Annotated in this window: 20 protein-coding genes; 11 read left to right on the plus strand and 9 right to left on the minus strand. The window is 66.6% G+C overall.

All coding sequences use genetic code 11. The features are described from left to right. Positions 1-11 precede the first annotated feature (11 nt). The gene (locus tag M1247_RS12195; RefSeq protein WP_317156567.1) at positions 12-1,328 is read left to right on the plus strand and encodes an ArsB/NhaD family transporter; all 1,317 of its coding nucleotides are present in this window, start codon (positions 12-14) and stop codon (positions 1,326-1,328) included. 114 nt (positions 1,329-1,442) lie between these two features. On the opposite strand, the gene M1247_RS12200 is transcribed toward M1247_RS12195, so the two are convergent. Continuing rightward, positions 1,443-2,867, minus strand: a complete 1,425-nt coding sequence (locus M1247_RS12200) for an FAD-dependent oxidoreductase (protein WP_317156568.1) — start codon at positions 2,865-2,867, stop codon at positions 1,443-1,445. Between the two features lie 193 nt (positions 2,868-3,060). On the opposite strand from M1247_RS12200, the gene M1247_RS12205 reads away from it, so the two are divergent. From M1247_RS12205 to M1247_RS12235, 7 genes are read left to right on the plus strand one after another with little or no spacing between them, the layout of a single operon-like run. Beyond that, positions 3,061-5,943 (plus strand): Na+/H+ antiporter subunit A, encoded by a 2,883-nt coding sequence (locus tag M1247_RS12205; protein WP_317156569.1) that lies wholly within the window; start codon positions 3,061-3,063, stop codon positions 5,941-5,943. After that, positions 5,940-6,401, plus strand: a complete 462-nt coding sequence (locus tag M1247_RS12210) for a Na(+)/H(+) antiporter subunit C (protein WP_317156570.1) — start codon at positions 5,940-5,942, stop codon at positions 6,399-6,401. Before M1247_RS12205 ends, M1247_RS12210 begins: the two co-directional genes overlap by 4 nt. Further along, positions 6,398-7,996 carry a Na+/H+ antiporter subunit D gene (locus M1247_RS12215; RefSeq protein WP_317156571.1) on the plus strand — a complete coding sequence of 533 codons (1,599 nt, stop codon included), beginning with the start codon at positions 6,398-6,400 and terminating at the stop codon, positions 7,994-7,996. The genes M1247_RS12210 and M1247_RS12215 overlap by 4 nt, the downstream gene beginning before the upstream one ends. Further along, positions 7,993-8,526 carry a Na+/H+ antiporter subunit E gene (locus M1247_RS12220; protein ID WP_317156572.1) on the plus strand — a complete coding sequence of 178 codons (534 nt, stop codon included), beginning with the start codon at positions 7,993-7,995 and terminating at the stop codon, positions 8,524-8,526. Before M1247_RS12215 ends, M1247_RS12220 begins: the two co-directional genes overlap by 4 nt. Before the next feature lie 31 nt (positions 8,527-8,557). Next, on the plus strand, positions 8,558-8,839 hold the full coding sequence (locus tag M1247_RS12225; protein WP_317156573.1) for a monovalent cation/H+ antiporter complex subunit F: 282 nt from the start codon (positions 8,558-8,560) through the stop codon (positions 8,837-8,839). Then, on the plus strand, positions 8,836-9,198 hold the full coding sequence (locus tag M1247_RS12230; protein ID WP_317156574.1) for a monovalent cation/H(+) antiporter subunit G: 363 nt from the start codon (positions 8,836-8,838) through the stop codon (positions 9,196-9,198). Before M1247_RS12225 ends, M1247_RS12230 begins: the two co-directional genes overlap by 4 nt. Beyond that, complete coding sequence (locus M1247_RS12235) at positions 9,185-10,099, plus strand: SAM-dependent methyltransferase (protein WP_317156575.1); 915 nt, start codon at positions 9,185-9,187, stop codon at positions 10,097-10,099. Before M1247_RS12230 ends, M1247_RS12235 begins: the two co-directional genes overlap by 14 nt. Positions 10,100-10,113: 14 nt before the next feature. Here the strand turns inward: M1247_RS12235 and M1247_RS12240 are convergent, their stop codons facing one another. The 7 genes from M1247_RS12240 to M1247_RS12270 form a co-directional block, all read right to left on the minus strand. Continuing rightward, positions 10,114-10,308 (minus strand): hypothetical protein, encoded by a 195-nt coding sequence (locus M1247_RS12240; protein ID WP_317156576.1) that lies wholly within the window; start codon positions 10,306-10,308, stop codon positions 10,114-10,116. Between the two features lie 145 nt (positions 10,309-10,453). Continuing rightward, positions 10,454-11,080, minus strand: a complete 627-nt coding sequence (locus tag M1247_RS12245) for an LON peptidase substrate-binding domain-containing protein (protein ID WP_317156577.1) — start codon at positions 11,078-11,080, stop codon at positions 10,454-10,456. Positions 11,081-11,084: 4 nt separating this feature from the next. After that, positions 11,085-11,477: a hypothetical protein gene (locus M1247_RS12250; protein WP_317156578.1), complete on the minus strand. Its 393-nt coding sequence runs from the start codon at positions 11,475-11,477 to the stop codon at positions 11,085-11,087. Positions 11,478-11,486: 9 nt separating this feature from the next. Continuing rightward, positions 11,487-12,617, minus strand: coding sequence for a glutamate--cysteine ligase (locus M1247_RS12255; protein WP_458695220.1), 1,131 nt, complete (start codon positions 12,615-12,617; stop codon positions 11,487-11,489). Next, positions 12,598-13,305: a superoxide dismutase[Cu-Zn] gene (gene sodC / locus M1247_RS12260; RefSeq protein WP_317156580.1), complete on the minus strand. Its 708-nt coding sequence runs from the start codon at positions 13,303-13,305 to the stop codon at positions 12,598-12,600. Before sodC ends, M1247_RS12255 begins: the two co-directional genes overlap by 20 nt. 9 nt (positions 13,306-13,314) lie before the next feature. Then, positions 13,315-13,782 (minus strand): LytR C-terminal domain-containing protein, encoded by a 468-nt coding sequence (locus M1247_RS12265; protein WP_317156581.1) that lies wholly within the window; start codon positions 13,780-13,782, stop codon positions 13,315-13,317. A gap of 48 nt (positions 13,783-13,830) precedes the next feature. Then, entirely contained in the window at positions 13,831-14,139 is a 309-nt protein-coding gene (locus M1247_RS12270) for a nucleoid-associated protein NapA (RefSeq protein WP_317156582.1), read from the minus strand. Between the two features lie 126 nt (positions 14,140-14,265). On the opposite strand from M1247_RS12270, the gene M1247_RS12275 reads away from it, so the two are divergent. Both M1247_RS12275 and M1247_RS12280 read left to right on the plus strand, forming a co-directional pair. Then, positions 14,266-14,859, plus strand: a complete 594-nt coding sequence (locus M1247_RS12275; protein WP_317156583.1) for a peptide deformylase — start codon at positions 14,266-14,268, stop codon at positions 14,857-14,859. Then, complete coding sequence (locus tag M1247_RS12280) at positions 14,859-15,776, plus strand: N-acetylglutamate synthase, CG3035 family (RefSeq protein WP_317156584.1); 918 nt, start codon at positions 14,859-14,861, stop codon at positions 15,774-15,776. The genes M1247_RS12275 and M1247_RS12280 overlap by 1 nt, the downstream gene beginning before the upstream one ends. Here M1247_RS12280 and M1247_RS12285 read toward each other — a convergent pair. Further along, a complete protein-coding gene (locus M1247_RS12285; RefSeq protein ID WP_317156585.1) occupies positions 15,763-16,476 on the minus strand; it encodes an SDR family oxidoreductase in 714 nt (237 codons plus the stop codon). The genes M1247_RS12280 and M1247_RS12285 overlap by 14 nt on opposite strands. A 128-nt stretch (positions 16,477-16,604) precedes the next feature. Between M1247_RS12285 and M1247_RS12290 the strand changes: the two genes are divergently transcribed. Continuing rightward, a complete protein-coding gene (locus M1247_RS12290; RefSeq protein WP_317156586.1) occupies positions 16,605-17,462 on the plus strand; it encodes a LysR substrate-binding domain-containing protein in 858 nt (285 codons plus the stop codon).

Raw genomic sequence — 17,462 nt, forward strand, 5'->3', positions numbered from 1 at the left:
CCAGTCGGCGCGTGCTCGCCACTGGCCTATTTCCCGTCGCTTCGCTCGCCCCAATAGTGGCGCTGGCGATCTTCGTCGTCGCGTTCTGGTTCATCGCCACCGAGCGGGCCGACAAGGTCAAGACCGTTCTGGTCGCCGCCGGCCTGATGGCGCTGCTTGGGCTGATTCCCGGCGCGAAGATCTTCTACTCCGAGCACGAGGGCATCGACTGGAACGTCATCTTCCTGCTGCTCGGGATGATGGTCATCGTCGGCGTCGTCAAGCAGACCGGCCTCTTCGACTTTCTGGCCATCTGGGCCGCTAAACGTTCCCGCGGCAAGCCTTTTCGGCTCATGGTGATGTTGATGGTGATCACCGCGATCGCCTCACCGGTGCTCGACAACGTCACGATCATCCTGCTGATCGCGCCCGTCACCCTGGTGATCTGCGACCGGTTGCGCATCGCCCCACAGCCCTATCTGATCGCCGAGGTGCTGGCCTCCAACATCGGCGGGGCCGCGACCCTGATCGGTGATCCGCCCAACATCATCATCGGCAGCCGCGCCGGTCTGACATTCAACGACTTCCTCATCCACATGGCCCCCGCGGTGCTCATCATCTTCGTGCTGTTCGTGCTGTTCACCCGGTTGCTGTTCCGCAAAGATCTGCGCGCCGGCGAGATGCACATCGAGGAGGTGATGGCCCTGCAGGAGCGGCGCGCCATCACCGACACCCGCCTGCTGATCCGTTCGCTGGCGGTGCTCGCGCTGGTGATCGTCGGGTTCGGGCTGCATTCGGTGCTGCACGTCGCGCCGTCGATCGTGGCGCTACTCGGCGCGGGGGCCATGCTGCTGGTCACCGACATCGACGTGGGCGAGGTGCTGCCGGAGGTGGAGTGGCCGACGCTGGTGTTCTTCATGGGCCTGTTCGCGATGGTCGCCGGTCTGGTGCACACCGGTGTCATCGGGGCGCTGGGTTCGGTCGCCGAGTCCGCGTTCGGCGACAACTGGTTCGGCGCGGCCTCTGCGCTGCTGTTCGGCTCGTCGATCGTCGGCGCGTTCGTCGACAACATTCCCTACACCGCGACGATGACGCCGGTGGTGGAAAGCATGGTGGCCCACGCGCCCGACGCGGACACCGGTCAGTCGCTGTGGTGGGCATTCGCGCTGGGCGCCTGCTTCAGCGGGAACGGCACTGCCATCGCGGCGAGCGCCAACGTGGTGGCCATCGGAATCGCCAAGCGGGCCGGGCATCCGATCAGCTTTTGGCAGTTCACCCGCTACGGCGTCGTGGTCACCCTGCTGAGCACCGTCCTGGCATGGGTCTACGTCTGGCTGCGCTACTTCTGAAGGATGTCGAAGCTCATTGCGCATGACGAGTTGTTTGGCCAGTGCTTCGCTGCCGATCAGTACCCCGCCCATGGCGGCATGCTTGCACCCCGCCACCGACACATCACCGACACATCACCGCGACGCAGAAGTCCAGTGGGTGATCGCCGCACGCACCTCAGAAGACCGTGGCAGCCGTTCACTGGCCCAGGCCACATACCCGTCGGGACGCACCAGAACCGCGTCGGGCAGCTCGGGCCGCTTGTCGATCGCCCGCACCACATCGCACCCGGCGACGTCCACCGGCGCGGCGGTGACGAGCACGAACTTGCCCTCTCGCAGCAGCTCGTAGAGAGGCGTGCCTGCACAGTCGATGTCGGCGATCCGTCGGCCGACCAGCCAGTCCTCGTCGCGCGCCCGTGGATAGGCGATGCCGATGCCGCTGAGCCGTTCGGCCAGAAACCGTTGTGTGCGTGGGATTCGCAGAACGGCCCCGAGCACGAGAACCCTCAGCCGTCGCGCGACTGACGAGCTGAGCACCACCTGATTGAACGCGTCGGTGAGCCGCAGCACGTCGGCGCCGACCGGGTGGCGCTCCGATTCGTAGCTGTCCAGCAGCCACGGCGGCGCCTGGCCCCGCACTGCCGCCGCGATCTTCCAACCCAGGTTGAAGGCGTCCCCGAGCCCGGTGTTCATGCCCTGCCCGCCCAGCGGGGAATGCACGTGGGCCGCGTCGCCGGCCAGGAACACCCGCCCGGACCGGTAATGACGGGCCTGGCGTCGCTCACTGAGGAACCGCGAGCTCCACCGCATCTCGCTCATGCCGAAGTCCTGCCCGGCAATACGGCGAAATGCGTCACGCATCTCGTCGAGCGTGACCGGCTCGTCCAGCGGCTCCTGCTCACGCAGGCGGTCCCACGCGATGGCACGGAACCAGCCGTCGCCGAACGGGACGAACAGCACCACGCCTTCGGCGCCGGTCCGCGCGAACAGCGATTCGGACGGCGGTGACGCCAACTGCACATCGGCCAACAGAATGTGGGTCTCGTACTGTTTGCCGACGAAGTCGATCCCGACCAGTCGCCGCACGGTGCTGTGTGCACCGTCGCAACCCACCACATAGTCGGCCTGCACGCTGTCCCCGCCGGCCAACTCGACCGTCACCGAATCGGCGTCCTGGCGCAGGCTGACCACCTTCGCTCCGCGCCGGAACTCGACGCCGAGTTCGGCGGCGCGGGCTTCCAGCACATGCTCGGTCCCGCTTTGCGGGACGATGAGCACCATGGCGAACTGGGTGGGAAGCTGACGCAGGTCCAACGTCGCACCACCGGGCGGCACGACCTCATGGACTTGCACGCCTCGGGACAGCAGTTCGTCGGCCAGCCCACGCCCGTCGAGCAATTCCAATGTTCTGGCATGGACAGCGAATGCCCTGGTGATGTTGGGCGTGGTGGTTCGCTCCTCCAGTAGCCGCACCTTCACACCACCGAGCGCAAGCTCGCAGGCGGTCATCAAACCGGTCGGCCCGGCACCGACCACCACGACATCTCCGGTTGCCACGCGAATTCACCCCTTCATCGCATTGCGCCTCTGCACGATGACGGTAGCCACAACCGCCCACGTAGAATGGCGTTCGTCAAAACGACATAGCTGCCCAGCCGGTGCTCTCCGTGCGGCGCGCATCTCTACAGATGCTCATCGCGCGAGCATTCATCGGTAGCCGACACCCCGACCCCAACCAGATCGGAGTGCCATGCTCGCCGTCCTGTTCGCCCACGCGGTCGCCACCGCGTTGGCGCCACTTTTGGTGGCCAGATGGGGGCGGGCGGCGTTCTATCCATTGAGTCTGGTGCCACTCGGCTCGCTGGTGTGGGTGGCACTGAACTGGCCCGGCGACGGCCCGGCCCCGACGGTGAACGTCCCGTGGGTGCCCGAGTTGTCGATGGACATCACTCTGCGGTTCGACGCGCTCGCCGCGATCATGAGCGTGCTGGTGCTGGCCATCGGAGCACTGGTGTTGTTCTACTGCGCCGACTACTTCCGCCATCACGATGGACACCTCGAGAAACGTCTGCCCAGCTTCGCGGCCGAACTCGTCGCGTTCTCCGGCGCCATGTTCGGCCTGGTGGTCAGCGACAACATGCTGGTGCTCTACGTGTTCTGGGAAACCACCACGGTGCTGTCGTTCCTGCTGGTCGGGCACTACGCCGAGCGGGCCACCAGCCGACGTGCCGCCACCCAGGCGCTGTTGGTCACGACGTTCGGCGGGTTGGCGATGCTGGTCGGCATCGTGGTGCTGGGAAACATGGCAGGCACCTATCTGCTGTCGGAGCTCATCGCCGCGCCTCCTACCGGGGCGGCGGCATCTATCGGCGTGGCGCTGATCCTGATCGGTGCGCTGTCCAAGTCGGCCATCGTGCCGCTGCACTTCTGGCTACCGGGCGCGATGGCGGCACCGACCCCGGTCAGCGCCTACCTGCACGCCGCGGCGATGGTGAAGGCGGGTGTCTACCTGGTGGCCCGGATGACGCCAGGCTTCGCCGACACGCCGCTGTGGCGACCCATGGTCGTGGGCCTCGGCCTGCTCACCATGCTGATCGCCGGCTGGCGGGCGGTCCGCGAATACGACCTGAAACTGATCCTGGCCTTCGGCACGGTGAGCCAGTTGGGGCTGATCACCGTGATGGTGGGCGCGGGTGGCTCGGACATGATGCTGGCCGGGCTGGCCATGCTGTGCGCGCACGCGATGTTCAAGGCCGCGCTGTTCATGGTCGTCGGCGTGATCGACCACGCCACCGGTACCCGCGACATCCGCCGCCTCGCCGGCCTGGGGCGCCACCATCGACCGTTGCTCATCATCGCCGTCGGCGCCACCGCCAGCATGGCGGCGTTGCCACCGTTCTTCGGCTTCGTCGCCAAGGAAGCCGACCTGGAGACGGTGCTACACAGTCCGGCACTCGGCTCCGCCGCGCCGTACGTGCTTGCCGGCATCGTGTTCGGGTCGATTTTCACCACCATGTACAGCCTGCGCTTCATCTGGGGAGCCTTCGCCACCAAGGGATTACCGAAACCCAGCACCCGGGTCGCCGAAATGCATCATCCCCCGGTTTCCTTCCTGGCCGCGCCGGCCATCCTGGCCGCCGCGGGCCTGGTGTTCGGGTTGTGGCCGGCCGGCCTGGACAACGCGCTCGACGCCTACGCCGACACGCTGCCCGGTGGCTCGGGCTACCACCTGGCACTGTGGCATGGCGTAGGCCTGCCGCTGGTGCTGTCGGTGATCGTGCTCGCTGTGGGCACTGCGCTGTTCGTCACTCGAAGCCGGTTGCGAGGCAAGCAGCTCCCGTACGTCCCGCTCGGCAATGCCGACCGTATCTACGACGCGGTGATCCGCGGTCTGGACGTGGTCTCGATCCGGCTGACCGCATCGACGCAGCGCGGCTCTCTGCCCGCCACCCAGTCGGTGATCCTGTGCACCCTGGTGCTGCTGCCCATCGTGACGCTGGCGATCGGAGCCCGCGACCGCCCGGACATCGCACTGTGGGACTCGCCGCTGCAGGTGGTGGTCGGATTGTTGATGCTGGCCGCCGCGATCGGCGCGACGGTGATGCGCAACCGGCTCGCCGCGGTCCTGCTGGTCGGCGTCACGGGCTACGGCTGCGGCGCGATCTTCGCGTTTCACGGTGCGCCCGATCTGGCGCTGACCCAATTCCTGGTCGAGACACTGGTTCTGGTCATCTTCGTGCTGGTGCTGCGGTCACTTCCGGCCGAGGCCGACGCCACGAACATCAACCGCAATCGCCTTCCGCGTGCCCTGCTGGCGCTGGCGGTGGGCACCACGGTGACCACGCTCGCGGTGTATGCGATGGCCGCCCGTACCGGGGCCGGTATCGCCGACCTGCTGCCAGACGCCGCCTATTACCGCGGGCACGGCGCCAACACCGTCAACGTGCTGCTGGTCGATATCCGGGCATGGGACACCATGGGCGAAGTCATGGTGCTGCTGGTAGCCGCGACCGGCGTGGCATCCCTGGTCTTCCGGAACCGGCGATTCGGCTCGGCACCTCGAGTCAGCACTGCCGTCGGACAACCCGACATCGGACCGATCGGCGCCTACAGCCCCGCCGTCGGCGACGTCACCTGGCTGCGCGGCAGCGATCTGCGCGATCCGCGGTACCGCTCGCTGGTGCTCGAGGTAGCCACCCGCGTCATCTTCCCGCTCATCATGGTGTTGTCCGCATACTTCTTCTTCGCCGGACACAACACCCCCGGTGGCGGGTTCGCCGGTGGACTGACCGCCGGGCTGGCACTGGTGCTGCGCTACCTGGCCGGTGGTCGCTATGAACTCGGGGAGACACTGCCGCTGGACGCCGGCAAGATCCTGGGCACGGGGCTTGGCCTGTCCGCCGGGACCGCGGTGGCCTCAGTCCTGATGGGGGCGCCTGCACTGTCGTCGGCGCTGGTGGAGTTCGACCTGCCGGTGCTGGGTTCGGTGAAGTTCGTGACCGCGTTGTTCTTTGATCTGGGCGTGTATCTCATCGTCGTCGGCCTCGTGCTCGACGTGCTGCGCAGCCTCGGTGCCCGAGTTGACGTGGAGATAAGCAATGCCGCCGAGCGGTTGAAGACGAGGGCACGATGACGACATTTCTAGTTCCCCTGATCATCGTCGGCGGCCTCACCAGCACCGGGGTCTACCTGCTGCTGGAACGCAACCTGACCCGAATGTTGTTGGGACTGCTCCTGATCGGCAATGCGGTCAACCTGCTGATCCTGACCGCCGGTGGTGCCTCCGGTAATCCGCCGATCCGTGGCCGGGGCAGCAACGGCTCCTCCACCACCGCAGATCCGTTGGCGCAGGGCATGATCCTGACCGCCATCGTGATCAGCATGGGTATCGCGGCATTCGTGCTCGCCCTGGCCTACCGGTCGTACCGCCTCACCACGGTCGAGGAAGTCAGCAACGACCCCGAGGACACCCGCGTCTCGCAGCAGTCCGGCACCGAGGACGACGAGGAACTGCCGCCCGCCGATGTCAGCCGCGACACCGACGCTCCCGACGAACTGGACGCACTGCCCGGATTCGAGGGTTCCAAATGACCGCCCAAGCCCTGATACCGCTGCCCGTGCTGATTCCCGCACTGGCCGCGGCGATCACGCTGGTCGCCGGACGACGCCCGCAGCTGCAGCGGATCATCGCCCAGGTCGCCCTGGTCGCGGTGGTCGCGGTGTGTGTGGCGCTGCTCTACCTGGCCGACCGCGACGGCACGCTCGCCTTGCACGTCGGCGGCTGGGGCCAGAGCGTCCCGGGCATGGGCCCGCTCGGAATCACCCTGGTGGTGGACCGGCTTTCCGCGCTGATGCTGGTGGTGTCCTCCATCGTGTTGCTCGCCGTCGTGGTCTACGCCATCGGGCAGGGTATCCGCGACGGCGACGAACGCCAGCCGGTGTCGATCTTCCTGCCCACCTACCTGGTGCTGTCCGCCGGTGTGTGTACGGCGTTCCTGGCCGGTGACCTGTTCAACCTGTTCGTCGGCTTCGAGGTGTTGCTGGCCGCGAGCTTCGTGCTGCTGACCATCGGCGCCAGTGAGGAACGGGTCCGCGCCGGCATCTCCTACGTCATGGTGTCGATGGTGTCGTCGCTGATCTTCCTGATCGGCATTGCCCTGGTGTACGCCGCGACCGGCACGTTGAACCTGGCCGAGTTGGCCGTACGCCTCGGCGGGGTGTCCGAAGGCACCCGGGTCGCGCTGTTCGCGGTGCTGCTGGTGGCGTTCGGTATCAAGGCCGCGGTGTTCCCGCTGTCGACGTGGCTGCCGGACTCGTATCCGACCGCGCCGGCACCGGTCACCGCGGTGTTCGCCGGGTTGCTGACGAAAGTCGGTGTGTACGCGATCATTCGCGCCCATTCGCTGCTGTTCCCCGGTGGCAAGCTGGATTCCGTGCTGTTGGTGGCCGGTCTGTTGACCATGGTGATCGGAATCCTCGGCGCCATCGCCCAGAGCGACATCAAGCGGCTGCTGTCCTTCACGTTGGTGAGCCACATCGGCTACATGGTGTTCGGCATTGCGCTGGGCAACGAGCTGGGCATGTCGGGGGCGATCTACTACGTGGCGCACCACATCGTGGTGCAGACGACGTTGTTCCTGGTCGTCGGGCTCATCGAGCGGCAAGCCGGCGCGTCCACCCTGCAACGACTCGGCGGGCTGGCGGCAGCCAGCCCGGTGCTGGCGTTTGTCTTCGTTATTCCGGCGCTCAACCTCGGTGGCATTCCGCCGTTCTCGGGCTTCATCGGGAAGGTGGCACTGCTGGAGGCAGGCGCCGAGAACGGTTCGGCCTTGGCCTGGATTCTGGTCACCGGTGCGGTGGTCACCAGCCTGCTGACGCTGTACGTGGTGGCCCGGGTCTGGACGAAAGCATTCTGGCGGTCCAGGGCCGACGCGCCAGAAGGGCATCTGGCCGCCGCCGCACCCGCGGTCCTGCTCGACGATGCGGAGGACATCGAGTTCGCCGACCGTGACAACGTGGGCCGGATGCCCGTCGGCATGCTGGTGCCGACAGCCGCGCTGATCCTGGTCGGCTTGGCGCTGACGGTGGCTGCCGGCCCGATCATCAGCTACAGCGAGCGGGCCGCCGCCGAAGTGTTGGATCGTGGTCAGTACATCTCGGCAGTGCTCGGAGGTGATGTGCAATGAGATGGGTGCTGCTGCGAGCCTGGATCCTCTGCTGGCTGATGCTGGTGTGGGTGCTGCTGTGGGGCAGTGTTTCTGCGGCCAACATCTTGTCGGGCCTGGCGGTCGCTCTGGTGATCACGTTGTTGCTGCCGCTGCCCGCCGTCCCCGTCGAGGGCCGGGTCCATCTGTTGTCCCTGCTGCGGCTGATCATCCGGGTCGGCGCATGGCTGGTGATGTCCTCGTTCCAGATGGCTTGGCTGGCGGTCAAACCCGGGACGCCGCCGCAGAACGCGGTACTGCGGGCGCATCTGGCGGTGAAATCGGATCTGGTGCTGGCGCTCGGCGTCAACATCGTCAATCTGACCCCCGGAACCATCGTCTTGGAGATCGACCAGACCCGCCGCTTGATCTACGTGCACGTCATCGACGTGGGCTCCGAGAGTGCGGTGAACCGATTCCATCGCCAAATCTCCACCTTGGAGCGCATGTTGGTGGCCGCGTTCGAACGCGAGGCTGACTGGCGCCCATCGGCCAGCAAGGAGACTGCATGAACGTCCAGCGAGGAGCGAAGGCGGATCGCGCATGAGTATCGTCTGGACCATTGCCGCGGTCATGCTGACCGCCGCCGCGGCCATCACGATGTTCCGATTGCTGGCCGGGCCGAGCACCCTGGACCGGCTGGTGGCACTGGACACCCTCGTCGCGGTGACGCTGTGTGCGATCGGTACCTGGGCGGCCTTCAGCCTTGACACCACGGTGACCTACAGCCTGACCGCCCTGGCGTTGATCAGCTTCGTCGGTTCGGTGAGCGTGGCGCGGTTCCGCGTGCCCGACACCGACAAAGGCCGCCGGAGAGCACTGTGAACATTCTCGACGTCATCACCGCGGTACTGATACTCGGCGGGTCGACTCTGGCCCTGACCGCCGCGGTCGGCGTGGTGCGCTTCGCCGACACCCTGTCCCGGATGCATTCCGCAACCAAGCCTCAGGTGCTCGGTCTGCTGCTGGTGTTGGCCGGCGCCGCGATCCGGTTGCGCGGTCATGCCGACGTCGGCATGCTGATTCTCACCGGATTGTTTACCCTCATCACCGCGCCGGTGATCGCCAACAGGGTGGGTCAGCTGGCGTATCGAGAGCAGAACGTTCGAGAAGACATGCTGATCCGCGATGAGTTGCGGGAGTTCGACGGAGAAGGGGAATCCGGACCTCATGGCCAGGCGTGACGACGACAGCTGGGACATCACCGAAAGCGTCGGCGCCACCGCGCTTGCGGTCGCGATGGCGCGGGCGGACGAGACCACTTCTGAGCATCCGTTGTTCACCGACCCCTATGCACAGGCATTCCTCGACGCCGCCACGGCACGCGGTTGGCGGCGGCCGCGCGGGCCGATGGCAGAGCGGATCCGCGCCATCTCGGGCTACGCCGCGTCACGCACCAAGTGGTTCGACGAGTTCTTCATCGCCGCGGGCGCCAACGGCATCCGGCAGTCGGTGATCCTCGGCGCCGGCCTGGACTCCCGCGCCTGGCGACTGCCCTGGATACAGGAGAGCGCGGTATACGAGATCGATCAACCGCAGGTGCTGCAGTTCAAAGCCGAGGTTCTGCAGTCGCAGCATGCGCAGCCGGGAACCCACTATGTGGCTGTTCCCGTCGACCTGCGCCAGGACTGGCCGAAGTCGTTGCAAGCCATGGGATTCGATGCCACGCAGCCGACCGCATGGTCGGTCGAGGGCCTACTGCCCTACTTGCCTGCCGACGCACAGGACGTTCTGTTCGAGCGGATCACGGGGCTGTCGGCATTGGGCAGCAGGGTGGGCGTCGAAGCCTTCGCCGCCGAGTTCTTCACCGAGCGGTACCTGGCCCGACGCCGGGACCAGATGCGGCAGCTGCGCGAGCAAGCCGGTGCGGCAGGCGAGGACATGCCCGACCCGGAGGGCCTGTGGTTCATCGAGGAACGGGCCATGGTCACCGAGTGGTTGAGTGAGCGAGGTTGGCAGGTATCGATGATCGAGGCCGACGACCTGATGGCCCGCTATCACCGTGCCGTTTCACCAGACGCCGAAGGGGGCAGTATGCCAACCGAGTTCGTCGAAGCTGTGTTGGTCGAACACTACGAAAGTTGAGTACCGGCAACGCGCTACTTGTGCGGAGCCTTCACGGTCGGTGAGGCAAACGAAATTTCGGGCGTTGCCGGCGGTGGGCTCATCGTTGTCGTACTACCGCTCTTCATGGCCGACGTCGCGGCCGAACTCGGAGCGGCGCCATCGATCGCGGCCACGAAGCCCAAGACCGACAGGGCGCCGAGTCCGGCGGCCGCTGCCAACAGTTTCACGCGGTGAAGCGCAGTGGCTTGCAGGTACATCGGACGTCTCCTCAATATCGGGCCAGCGGGTGCCCAACACTAAGCCGGTGGCGACGGGGCGTCGATGAAAGAACGCTGGGAGGATTGCGCCGGTTTCCTGTCAGGGGTCGAGTAGCTACTCCGACAGCTGAAATTCCACCAATGCGGTGACACTGTCGACAGCTTCGCTCAGCGCCTCCAACCTGGCCGCCTGCGTCGGTGCCGACAAGATCGAATACCGGTCGGCCTGCCCCATCGGAACCCGGGCGGCCAACGCGTACAGATGATTGACCGGATCGGCACTGGCGCCCGCCACGATGTCGCGGCTGCGGATCGGGGTGCCACGGGCTTCGCCGATCCGGTCGAACAGCGCGACCATCCGGTCCTCGACATCAGCGACGCGCGACGCGTCCACCGGGTCGCCGGGCTCGTCAGCCCAGATCTCGATCTCGGCGCGCGGATACGGGTCGTCCTCGAGCCAGCGCACCACTCGAAGTCGTTCGCCCATCACACATCTGAGCCGGTATCGCTCGACGCCGAAGTCCTGGCAGTCCACGATCCGGGCGAGCGCCCCGACATCGCAGCGCTGATCACCACCGCCGACCTCACGACCGGCCGCGATCAACACCACGCCGAACGCCGGTTCCGCCATTGCCATGCAGTCCCCCACCATCGCCACATAGCGGGGTTCGAAGATCCGCAGCGGGAGTTCCTCGCCGGGCAGCATCGCCACCTCGAGCGGGAACATCGGCGTCGCGGTCATTGCGTCAGCCGAAGCTCTCTCCGGTGACGGCATCTCTGACCAGAGTGGTCTTGTCGGTGAACCGGCACATCATGTCGGCCATACCGATCCACAGCTCGGGATTCATCCCGATGAGTTCGTTGTCCGCCCCGATCGCAGCGATCACCTCCCGTTTGGTCGCCTCATCCATCTCCAGGTAGTCGCCGCAGGTGGTACTGGCCATCCCGGGAGCCGGAGGCTTGGTGGCGGTGGGTGATCTGGGTGTCCGCGGCGTGGTGGTGGGCGCGGGTCGAGTGGTGGTGGGTGTCGTGATGCCGGTTTGATCAGGGTCGGCCATGGGCTGTCCGTCGGTGACGGTGCTGCAGCCGGCTAATCCGATCGCCGCAACAGCAAGCCCTGCCACCATCAAACGCCGCATAGCTGCACCCTATAACTCAAGCTCGGCGATCAGGGTGTCAACGACTTCACGCAGGTCGCCGTCGCTCTCCTCTGCGACGCGGCGCTGCCGTTGGTAGGAGGCTCCCGAGTGATAAATGTCGGCGACGGCGGACAGTTCGTCGGCGCAGTGCAATGACCTGGCCACCGGCTCGAGGCGGTTCAGCAGTTCGTCGAGGTCTTCGGTGACCAGACGCTCGTTGCTGTCGGCGTCGAGGATGATGACCGCGTCCAGACCGTAACGCGCAGCGCGCCACTTGTTTTCCTGCACATGCCACGGCGGCATGGTGGGCAGTTGCTCGCCCGCGTCGAGACGGCGGTCCAAGTCGACGATGAGGCAGTGGGTCAGCGCCACCAGCGCGCCGAGTTCACGGACGTTGGACACTCCGTCGAAAACGCGCACCTCAACCGTGCCCAGATACGGTGACGGTCGGATATCCCAACGGATCTCGTTGAGATCATCGATGATGCCGGTCTTCTTCTGGTCGTGCACGAAGCCTTCGAACTCCGACCAGGCCTGGAACTGAAACGGCAGGCCGGCTGTCGGGAGCTGCTGGAACATCATCGCCCGGTTACTGGCGTAGCCGGTGTCCTCGCCCTCCCAGAACGGCGACGACGCGGACAACGCCAGCAGATGCGGATACTGGTTGACCAGCGAGGAGATGATCGGCATCACCTTGTGCGCCGACGAGACACCGACGTGCACGTGCACACCCCAGATCAGCATCTGCCGTCCCCACCACTGGGTGCGCTTGATCAGTTCGGCATAACGGGGTGCATCGGTCAACTGCTGCGACGACCAGCTCGCGAACGGATGCGTGCCAGCGCAGAACAACTCCATGCCGCGGCCGCGGACGCTGCTACGCACGGTGCGCAGCGTGCCGCGCAGATCATCCATCGCCTCACCGGTGTTCTCGCATATGCCGGTGACGATCTCGATGGTGTTGCGCAACAGTTCCTTGTGCACGTGCGGGTTCTCGCCGATCTCGGCGATCACCGCCGCGGCTTCGTTGCTCAGCTCGCGGGTGTCGGCGTCGACGAGAGCAAACTCCCATTCGACGCCGACGGTGGGCCGGGGTGACCCGGCGAAGTCGATGCGGCTGTTAGCCGGCGCCGATAACACCGCACGCCACTCGACTTCCGGCATCGCCGGTGGCCATCGTGGTCTGATCGGGTCCGGGAGTGCCGTTGACCTGCTGGTAGCGCTCCGGCGGGATGTTGGCGAAGTTGTCCGCCTTCTCGTGGATGATTATCGCGGTCTTGGTACCGGCCTGCAGATCCTCGGCGGTGAACGAATCGGTGGTGGTCACGACCTTGCCGGAGCCGTCCGCGCGGACCTGCAGAGAACTCAGGTCGCCACTGGACGGGTGGCCGGTGTGTCCGGGGACCTGGAAATGACCACCGGCGGAGTTGAAGTCGCCGGGAGCGCCGCCGGTCGGGGCCACCGAGTTGGCCTCGCACTTGCCCACCGAGTGGATGTGCATGCCGTGGAATCCGGGAGTCAGGTGCCCGGGCGCGGTGGTCTCGACGGTCACGGTGGCGAAGCCGTTCGCGAACTGGAAGTCGGCGGTCGCGACGGACGTGCCGTCCGCGGTCTTGATGTCGGCGGTCAACGTCTCACCTGCGGTGCTCGCACCGCCCGGGCTGTGCCCACTGCCGTGCTCACCGGGAGAGGCCGACGGCGACGATGACCCGGTCCAGATCGCCGGGGTGGTACCGGGCTGGGTGGCCACCGGCTCGTTGGGAGCGCAGGCGCTCAACGCGACGACGGGGGCAGCGAACAGGATGGCAACACTGACGGACTTCAGCATGTGCAAAGCCTAACCGGTGACCACCACGATCACGCCCGGTGGTTGCTCGGCAAGTTCAGCGCGCCTTGGTTCCACGGGCGCCTCAAGCAGCTTGCCCACCTCGTCGGCGGCTTCCTGCTCGCCCGGGGTTTCGCCGAAGAACACGGTGGTGCCCGCGACGCCCTCCAGGGTCAGGTTGCCTGTCTCGGTGACATCCCAGTGGGCGTCACGCAACCGGTTGGCAGTTTCTTCTGCTGCACCCGCGACCTCGGAGATGTTGTAGACCCGCACCTCAGCCCTCGCCGCAGGTTCGGGCTCGGCCTTCGCCGAGGTCTTCGTGGTCGTGGTGGTGGCCGCGGCCACCGTTGACTCCTCGCCGGAGGAAGCGTCGTCAGAGCCGAGCGCCTGGAACCCGACCAACAGGAAAACGACCCCGAGGAACAACAACACCATCACCATGGCGCGCAGGGGTAGCCCGGAGGATTCTCGCTGGTTCATCGGGTCCACTGTATCGAGCGAACCGCCCGATCCCGCACAGCGTGAGCCTTATGTGACGTCAAAGCCGAGCCGACGCGCGGCCCGCGCCTTCTGTCTACTGGCCCGCAGCCTGCGCAGCCGCTTGACCAACATGGGGTCGGCAGCCAACGCCTCCGGGCGGTCCACCAGCGCATTGAGCACTTGGTAGTACCGCGTAGCCGACATGGAGAACAGCTCTTTGATCGCGTCTTCCTTGCTACCCGCGTACTTCCACCATTGGCGTTCGAAGGCCAAAATATCGTGTTCGCGGCGCGTAAGCCCATCGGTCAGATCAGAGTCGTTCCCGGATTGCTCAGTACGCGCCATGGCGCCGTCCATATTGCTCCCTGGACCCTTCCGACACTAAAGAAATGACATCGCTGTGGTTCGCCGATATTCAACCACGCCTTCCTGGCTTGAGGTGACACCTGAGCCCGCGAGTCGGCTCACATAAGCTTGCCAACCATGGCTGTCGTACCGATTCGCATTGTCGGAGATCCTGTTCTGCACACCGTGACCGAGCCGGTGCCGGTCGGCGCTGACGGTTCGCTACCCGCAGATCTGCCCGAGCTCATCCAAACCATGTACGACACCATGGACGCCGCCAACGGGGTTGGCCTGGCTGCCAACCAGATCGGCGTCGCCAAGCGGTTGTTCGTCTACGACTGCGCAGAGACCCGCAGTCGCACGTCGCGTCGCCGCGGCGTGATCATCAATCCGGTTCTGGAGACCTCCGAAGTGCCCGAGACGATGCCGGACCCGGATGACGACGAGGAGGGCTGCCTGTCGGTTCCGGGTGAGAACTTTCCGACCGGCCGGGCCGACTGGGCGCGGGTGACGGGCCTGGACGCTGACGGCTCGGCCATCACGCTGGAGGGCAATGATCTGTTTGCCCGGATGCTTCAGCACGAGACCGGGCATCTGGACGGCTTCCTCTACATCGACAAGCTGGTCGGCCGGCACGCCCGCGCCGCCAAGCGCGCCGTGAAGCGCAACGGCTGGGGCGTGCCCGGGTTGTCCTGGAATCCCGGCGAGGATCCCGACCCGTTCGGCCACTGATGCCACTGCTTCCCGCGGTGGGCACCCGGGTGAGCTTGCGTTACCGCCTCGGAGCCGGGGCGGACAAACCGCTGACCGACGTGGTCGGATACGTGGAGCGGCTCGAGCCGACGGTGTCGGTGCGCACCAAGTCAGGCGAACTGGTCGACGTCGCCCCCGACGCCGTCGTGAGCGTGCGTGAGCTTTCCCACGTCCCGGTGCGCGCCTCGGAGATCCGCGCGCTGGAGCATGCGGCCGCCCTGGCCTGGCCCGGCACCGAACAGCAGTGGCTGGACGGCTGGTTCCTGCGCGCCGGACACGGTGCCACCAGCCGCGCCAACTCAGCTGTTCCACTGGGGTTTTCAGCGCAGATTACGGACCTGCCCGCGGTGATCGAGTGGTACCGGCAGCGCGGCCTGCCGGCCTGGCTGAGCGTGCCCGAGCGCTTGTTGCCGCTGCGTGCGGCGGGCTTCAAGCCGACCCGGGTGATGGTGTGTGACCTGCCCCCCGGCGTCACGCCCGCGCAACCCTCGACACCGGGCGTCACGCTGGCGGGTCAACCGGACCGACAATGGCGGCAGACCTACGAACGCGATGTCCCGGTCGACGTGCTGACCGCGGTGCTCGACGGTCAGGTGACATTCGCCTCGATCCCGGAGCAGGCGGTCGGGCGCGGCGCGGTGACCCCAGCGCCCGACGGCACGCCGTGGCTTGGTATCTCGTCGGTGCGCGTGGCGGCTCAGCATCGCAGGCAGGGCCATGCCCGCACCGTCTGTGAGGCGCTACTGGGCTGGGGCGCCGAGCTGGGCGCCCGGCGCGCCTACGTTCAGGTGGAGGTCGACAACGACCCGGCCATCGCCCTGTACACGTCGATGGGCTTCCGGCTGCATCACCAGAACCGTTACCTCGCCGCGGAAGACGTGATCACGCCGCGCTGATGCTGCCACCGCCGTCGACCCGGATGACCTGGCCGGTGATATAGCCCGCGTCCTCGTCGAGCAGGGCGCAGATCGCATGGGCGATCTCCCGGGGAGTGCCCACCCGACCGAGCGGGATGGTGTTGAGGAGACTCAGTTCCCGTGCCGATCCCTGAGGACTACGCATCCGGTACATCTCCGTTTCGGTCGGGCCGGGTGCCACCGCGTTGACCGTGATCCCGGTCGTCGCCAGTTCGACGGCCCAGATCCGGGTGGCCGCTTCCAGCGCCGCCTTGGCCGCCGCGTAGGGAGTGCGTTCAGGGGTGCCGAGAGTCGTCAGACTGGTGACGTTCACGATGCGGCCCCAGCCGGCGTCCCGCATGCCCGGAAGCGCGGCCTGCACGACCTGCACGGCGGTGCGCACATTCATGTCGTAGGTCTCGAACAGGTCATCCAGATCGATCGAGCCGATGCGCGCGAATCGAGCCAGGCCGATGTTGTTCACCACCGCCTCGATCGGGCCATCGCGCAGGACGGCGGCCAGGGCCGCGTCGGTGGCTGTCCGGTCGCTGAGATCGACCTCGATGAGGGTCCCAGGAAAATCAGGGGAGGCGCTCCGCGCGAAACCGACCGGGTGGTGGCCCGCGGCTGCGAGGCGGTCGGCGACCGCGCGCCCGATGCCCTTGGAGGCTCCGGTGATCAGTACCCGTCGTGACGACATGTGCGTTTCCTTACCTAGTATCGACGTTCCTCAGTTGTATTACGTAAACGTTCTGGAATTTCCCTTCTTCCATACTGTTTTTGATATATGCGGAGGTAGATTCCGCATAGTTCGGAGAAGAGGCTCGGATGCCGACGTTATTGCAGCTCAAATCGTTCCTGGCGGTGGCCGACCAGCAGGGCTTCACCGCCGCGGGCCGCGTGCTCGACCTGTCGCAGCCCGCCGTCAGCCGGGCCGTCGCCAGTCTGGAGGGCGAACTGGGCCTGCCACTGCTGCGCCGCCACCGCGACGGGGTCTCACTGACCGCCGCCGGAACCCGAGCCGCCTGGCACGCCCGCCGGGCCCTGCACCACATCGAGCAGATGCACACCGAGGTCGCCGAACTTGCGGGCCGCGTCACCGGAACTCTGCGTTTGGCCAGCCTGCCGTTCACCACCGGGACGGTGATCGCACCGGCGCTACGCGTGTTCGCCGACGAGCATCCACTCGTGACGGTGCACCTGTTGGAAGGCAGCGAACCCGAGATCCGCGATTGGCTCGCCCGTGGCGCTGCCGATGTGGGCGTGGTCAGTCTTCCGGCGCCGGAGCTGGAGACGACGGTGTTGGGCGAGCAGGAGATGGTGGCGGTCCTGCCCGTCGGACATCGGCTCGCCGAACAGGATGCGGTCGCGTATTCCGATCTGGCGGCTGAGCCGTTCATCCGTTCCACAGGCGGCTGCGCAGCCGTGTTCACTCCGGTCGCCGCGACGGCGGGCGTGGAACTCCGGGCCGCGTTCGAGGCCCACGAGATGAGCGCGGTCATCGACCTGGTGCGCGCCGGACTCGGGGTGAGCATCCTGCCGGAGGCCCGCATGGGTACGACCGCCGGGATCGTCGCTCGCCCACTGCTGCCAAGGACCACCCGGACGCTCGCGTTGGCGCTCACCGCGGGCGCGAGTCCGGCCGCCCGCGCGTTCCTGCATCAGGTCGACGCCAGTACCGTCTAA

Source organism: Mycobacterium appelbergii, assembly GCF_032883035.1.
GTDB classification, from domain to species: domain Bacteria; phylum Actinomycetota; class Actinomycetes; order Mycobacteriales; family Mycobacteriaceae; genus Mycobacterium; species Mycobacterium appelbergii.

Bases quoted from the DNA above. Each gene is read 5' to 3' on its own strand.
- M1247_RS12205 (WP_317156569.1), top strand. From the start codon at position 3,061: ATGCTCGCCGTCCTGTTCGCCCACGCGGTCGCCACCGCGTTGGCGCCA.
- M1247_RS12290 (WP_317156586.1), top strand. From the start codon at position 16,605: ATGCCGACGTTATTGCAGCTCAAATCGTTCCTGGCGGTGGCCGACCAG.
- M1247_RS12235 (WP_317156575.1), top strand. From the start codon at position 9,185: ATGGCCAGGCGTGACGACGACAGCTGGGACATCACCGAAAGCGTCGGC.
- M1247_RS12245 (WP_317156577.1), bottom strand. From the start codon at position 11,080: ATGACCGCGACGCCGATGTTCCCGCTCGAGGTGGCGATGCTGCCCGGC.
- M1247_RS12215 (WP_317156571.1), top strand. From the start codon at position 6,398: ATGACCGCCCAAGCCCTGATACCGCTGCCCGTGCTGATTCCCGCACTG.
- M1247_RS12250 (WP_317156578.1), bottom strand. From the start codon at position 11,477: ATGCGGCGTTTGATGGTGGCAGGGCTTGCTGTTGCGGCGATCGGATTA.
- M1247_RS12265 (WP_317156581.1), bottom strand. From the start codon at position 13,782: ATGAACCAGCGAGAATCCTCCGGGCTACCCCTGCGCGCCATGGTGATG.
- M1247_RS12280 (WP_317156584.1), top strand. From the start codon at position 14,859: ATGCCACTGCTTCCCGCGGTGGGCACCCGGGTGAGCTTGCGTTACCGC.
- M1247_RS12220 (WP_317156572.1), top strand. From the start codon at position 7,993: ATGAGATGGGTGCTGCTGCGAGCCTGGATCCTCTGCTGGCTGATGCTG.
- M1247_RS12210 (WP_317156570.1), top strand. From the start codon at position 5,940: ATGACGACATTTCTAGTTCCCCTGATCATCGTCGGCGGCCTCACCAGC.
- M1247_RS12285 (WP_317156585.1), bottom strand. From the start codon at position 16,476: ATGTCGTCACGACGGGTACTGATCACCGGAGCCTCCAAGGGCATCGGG.
- M1247_RS12270 (WP_317156582.1), bottom strand. From the start codon at position 14,139: ATGGACGGCGCCATGGCGCGTACTGAGCAATCCGGGAACGACTCTGAT.
- M1247_RS12225 (WP_317156573.1), top strand. From the start codon at position 8,558: ATGAGTATCGTCTGGACCATTGCCGCGGTCATGCTGACCGCCGCCGCG.
- M1247_RS12275 (WP_317156583.1), top strand. From the start codon at position 14,266: ATGGCTGTCGTACCGATTCGCATTGTCGGAGATCCTGTTCTGCACACC.
- sodC (WP_317156580.1), bottom strand. From the start codon at position 13,305: ATGCTGAAGTCCGTCAGTGTTGCCATCCTGTTCGCTGCCCCCGTCGTC.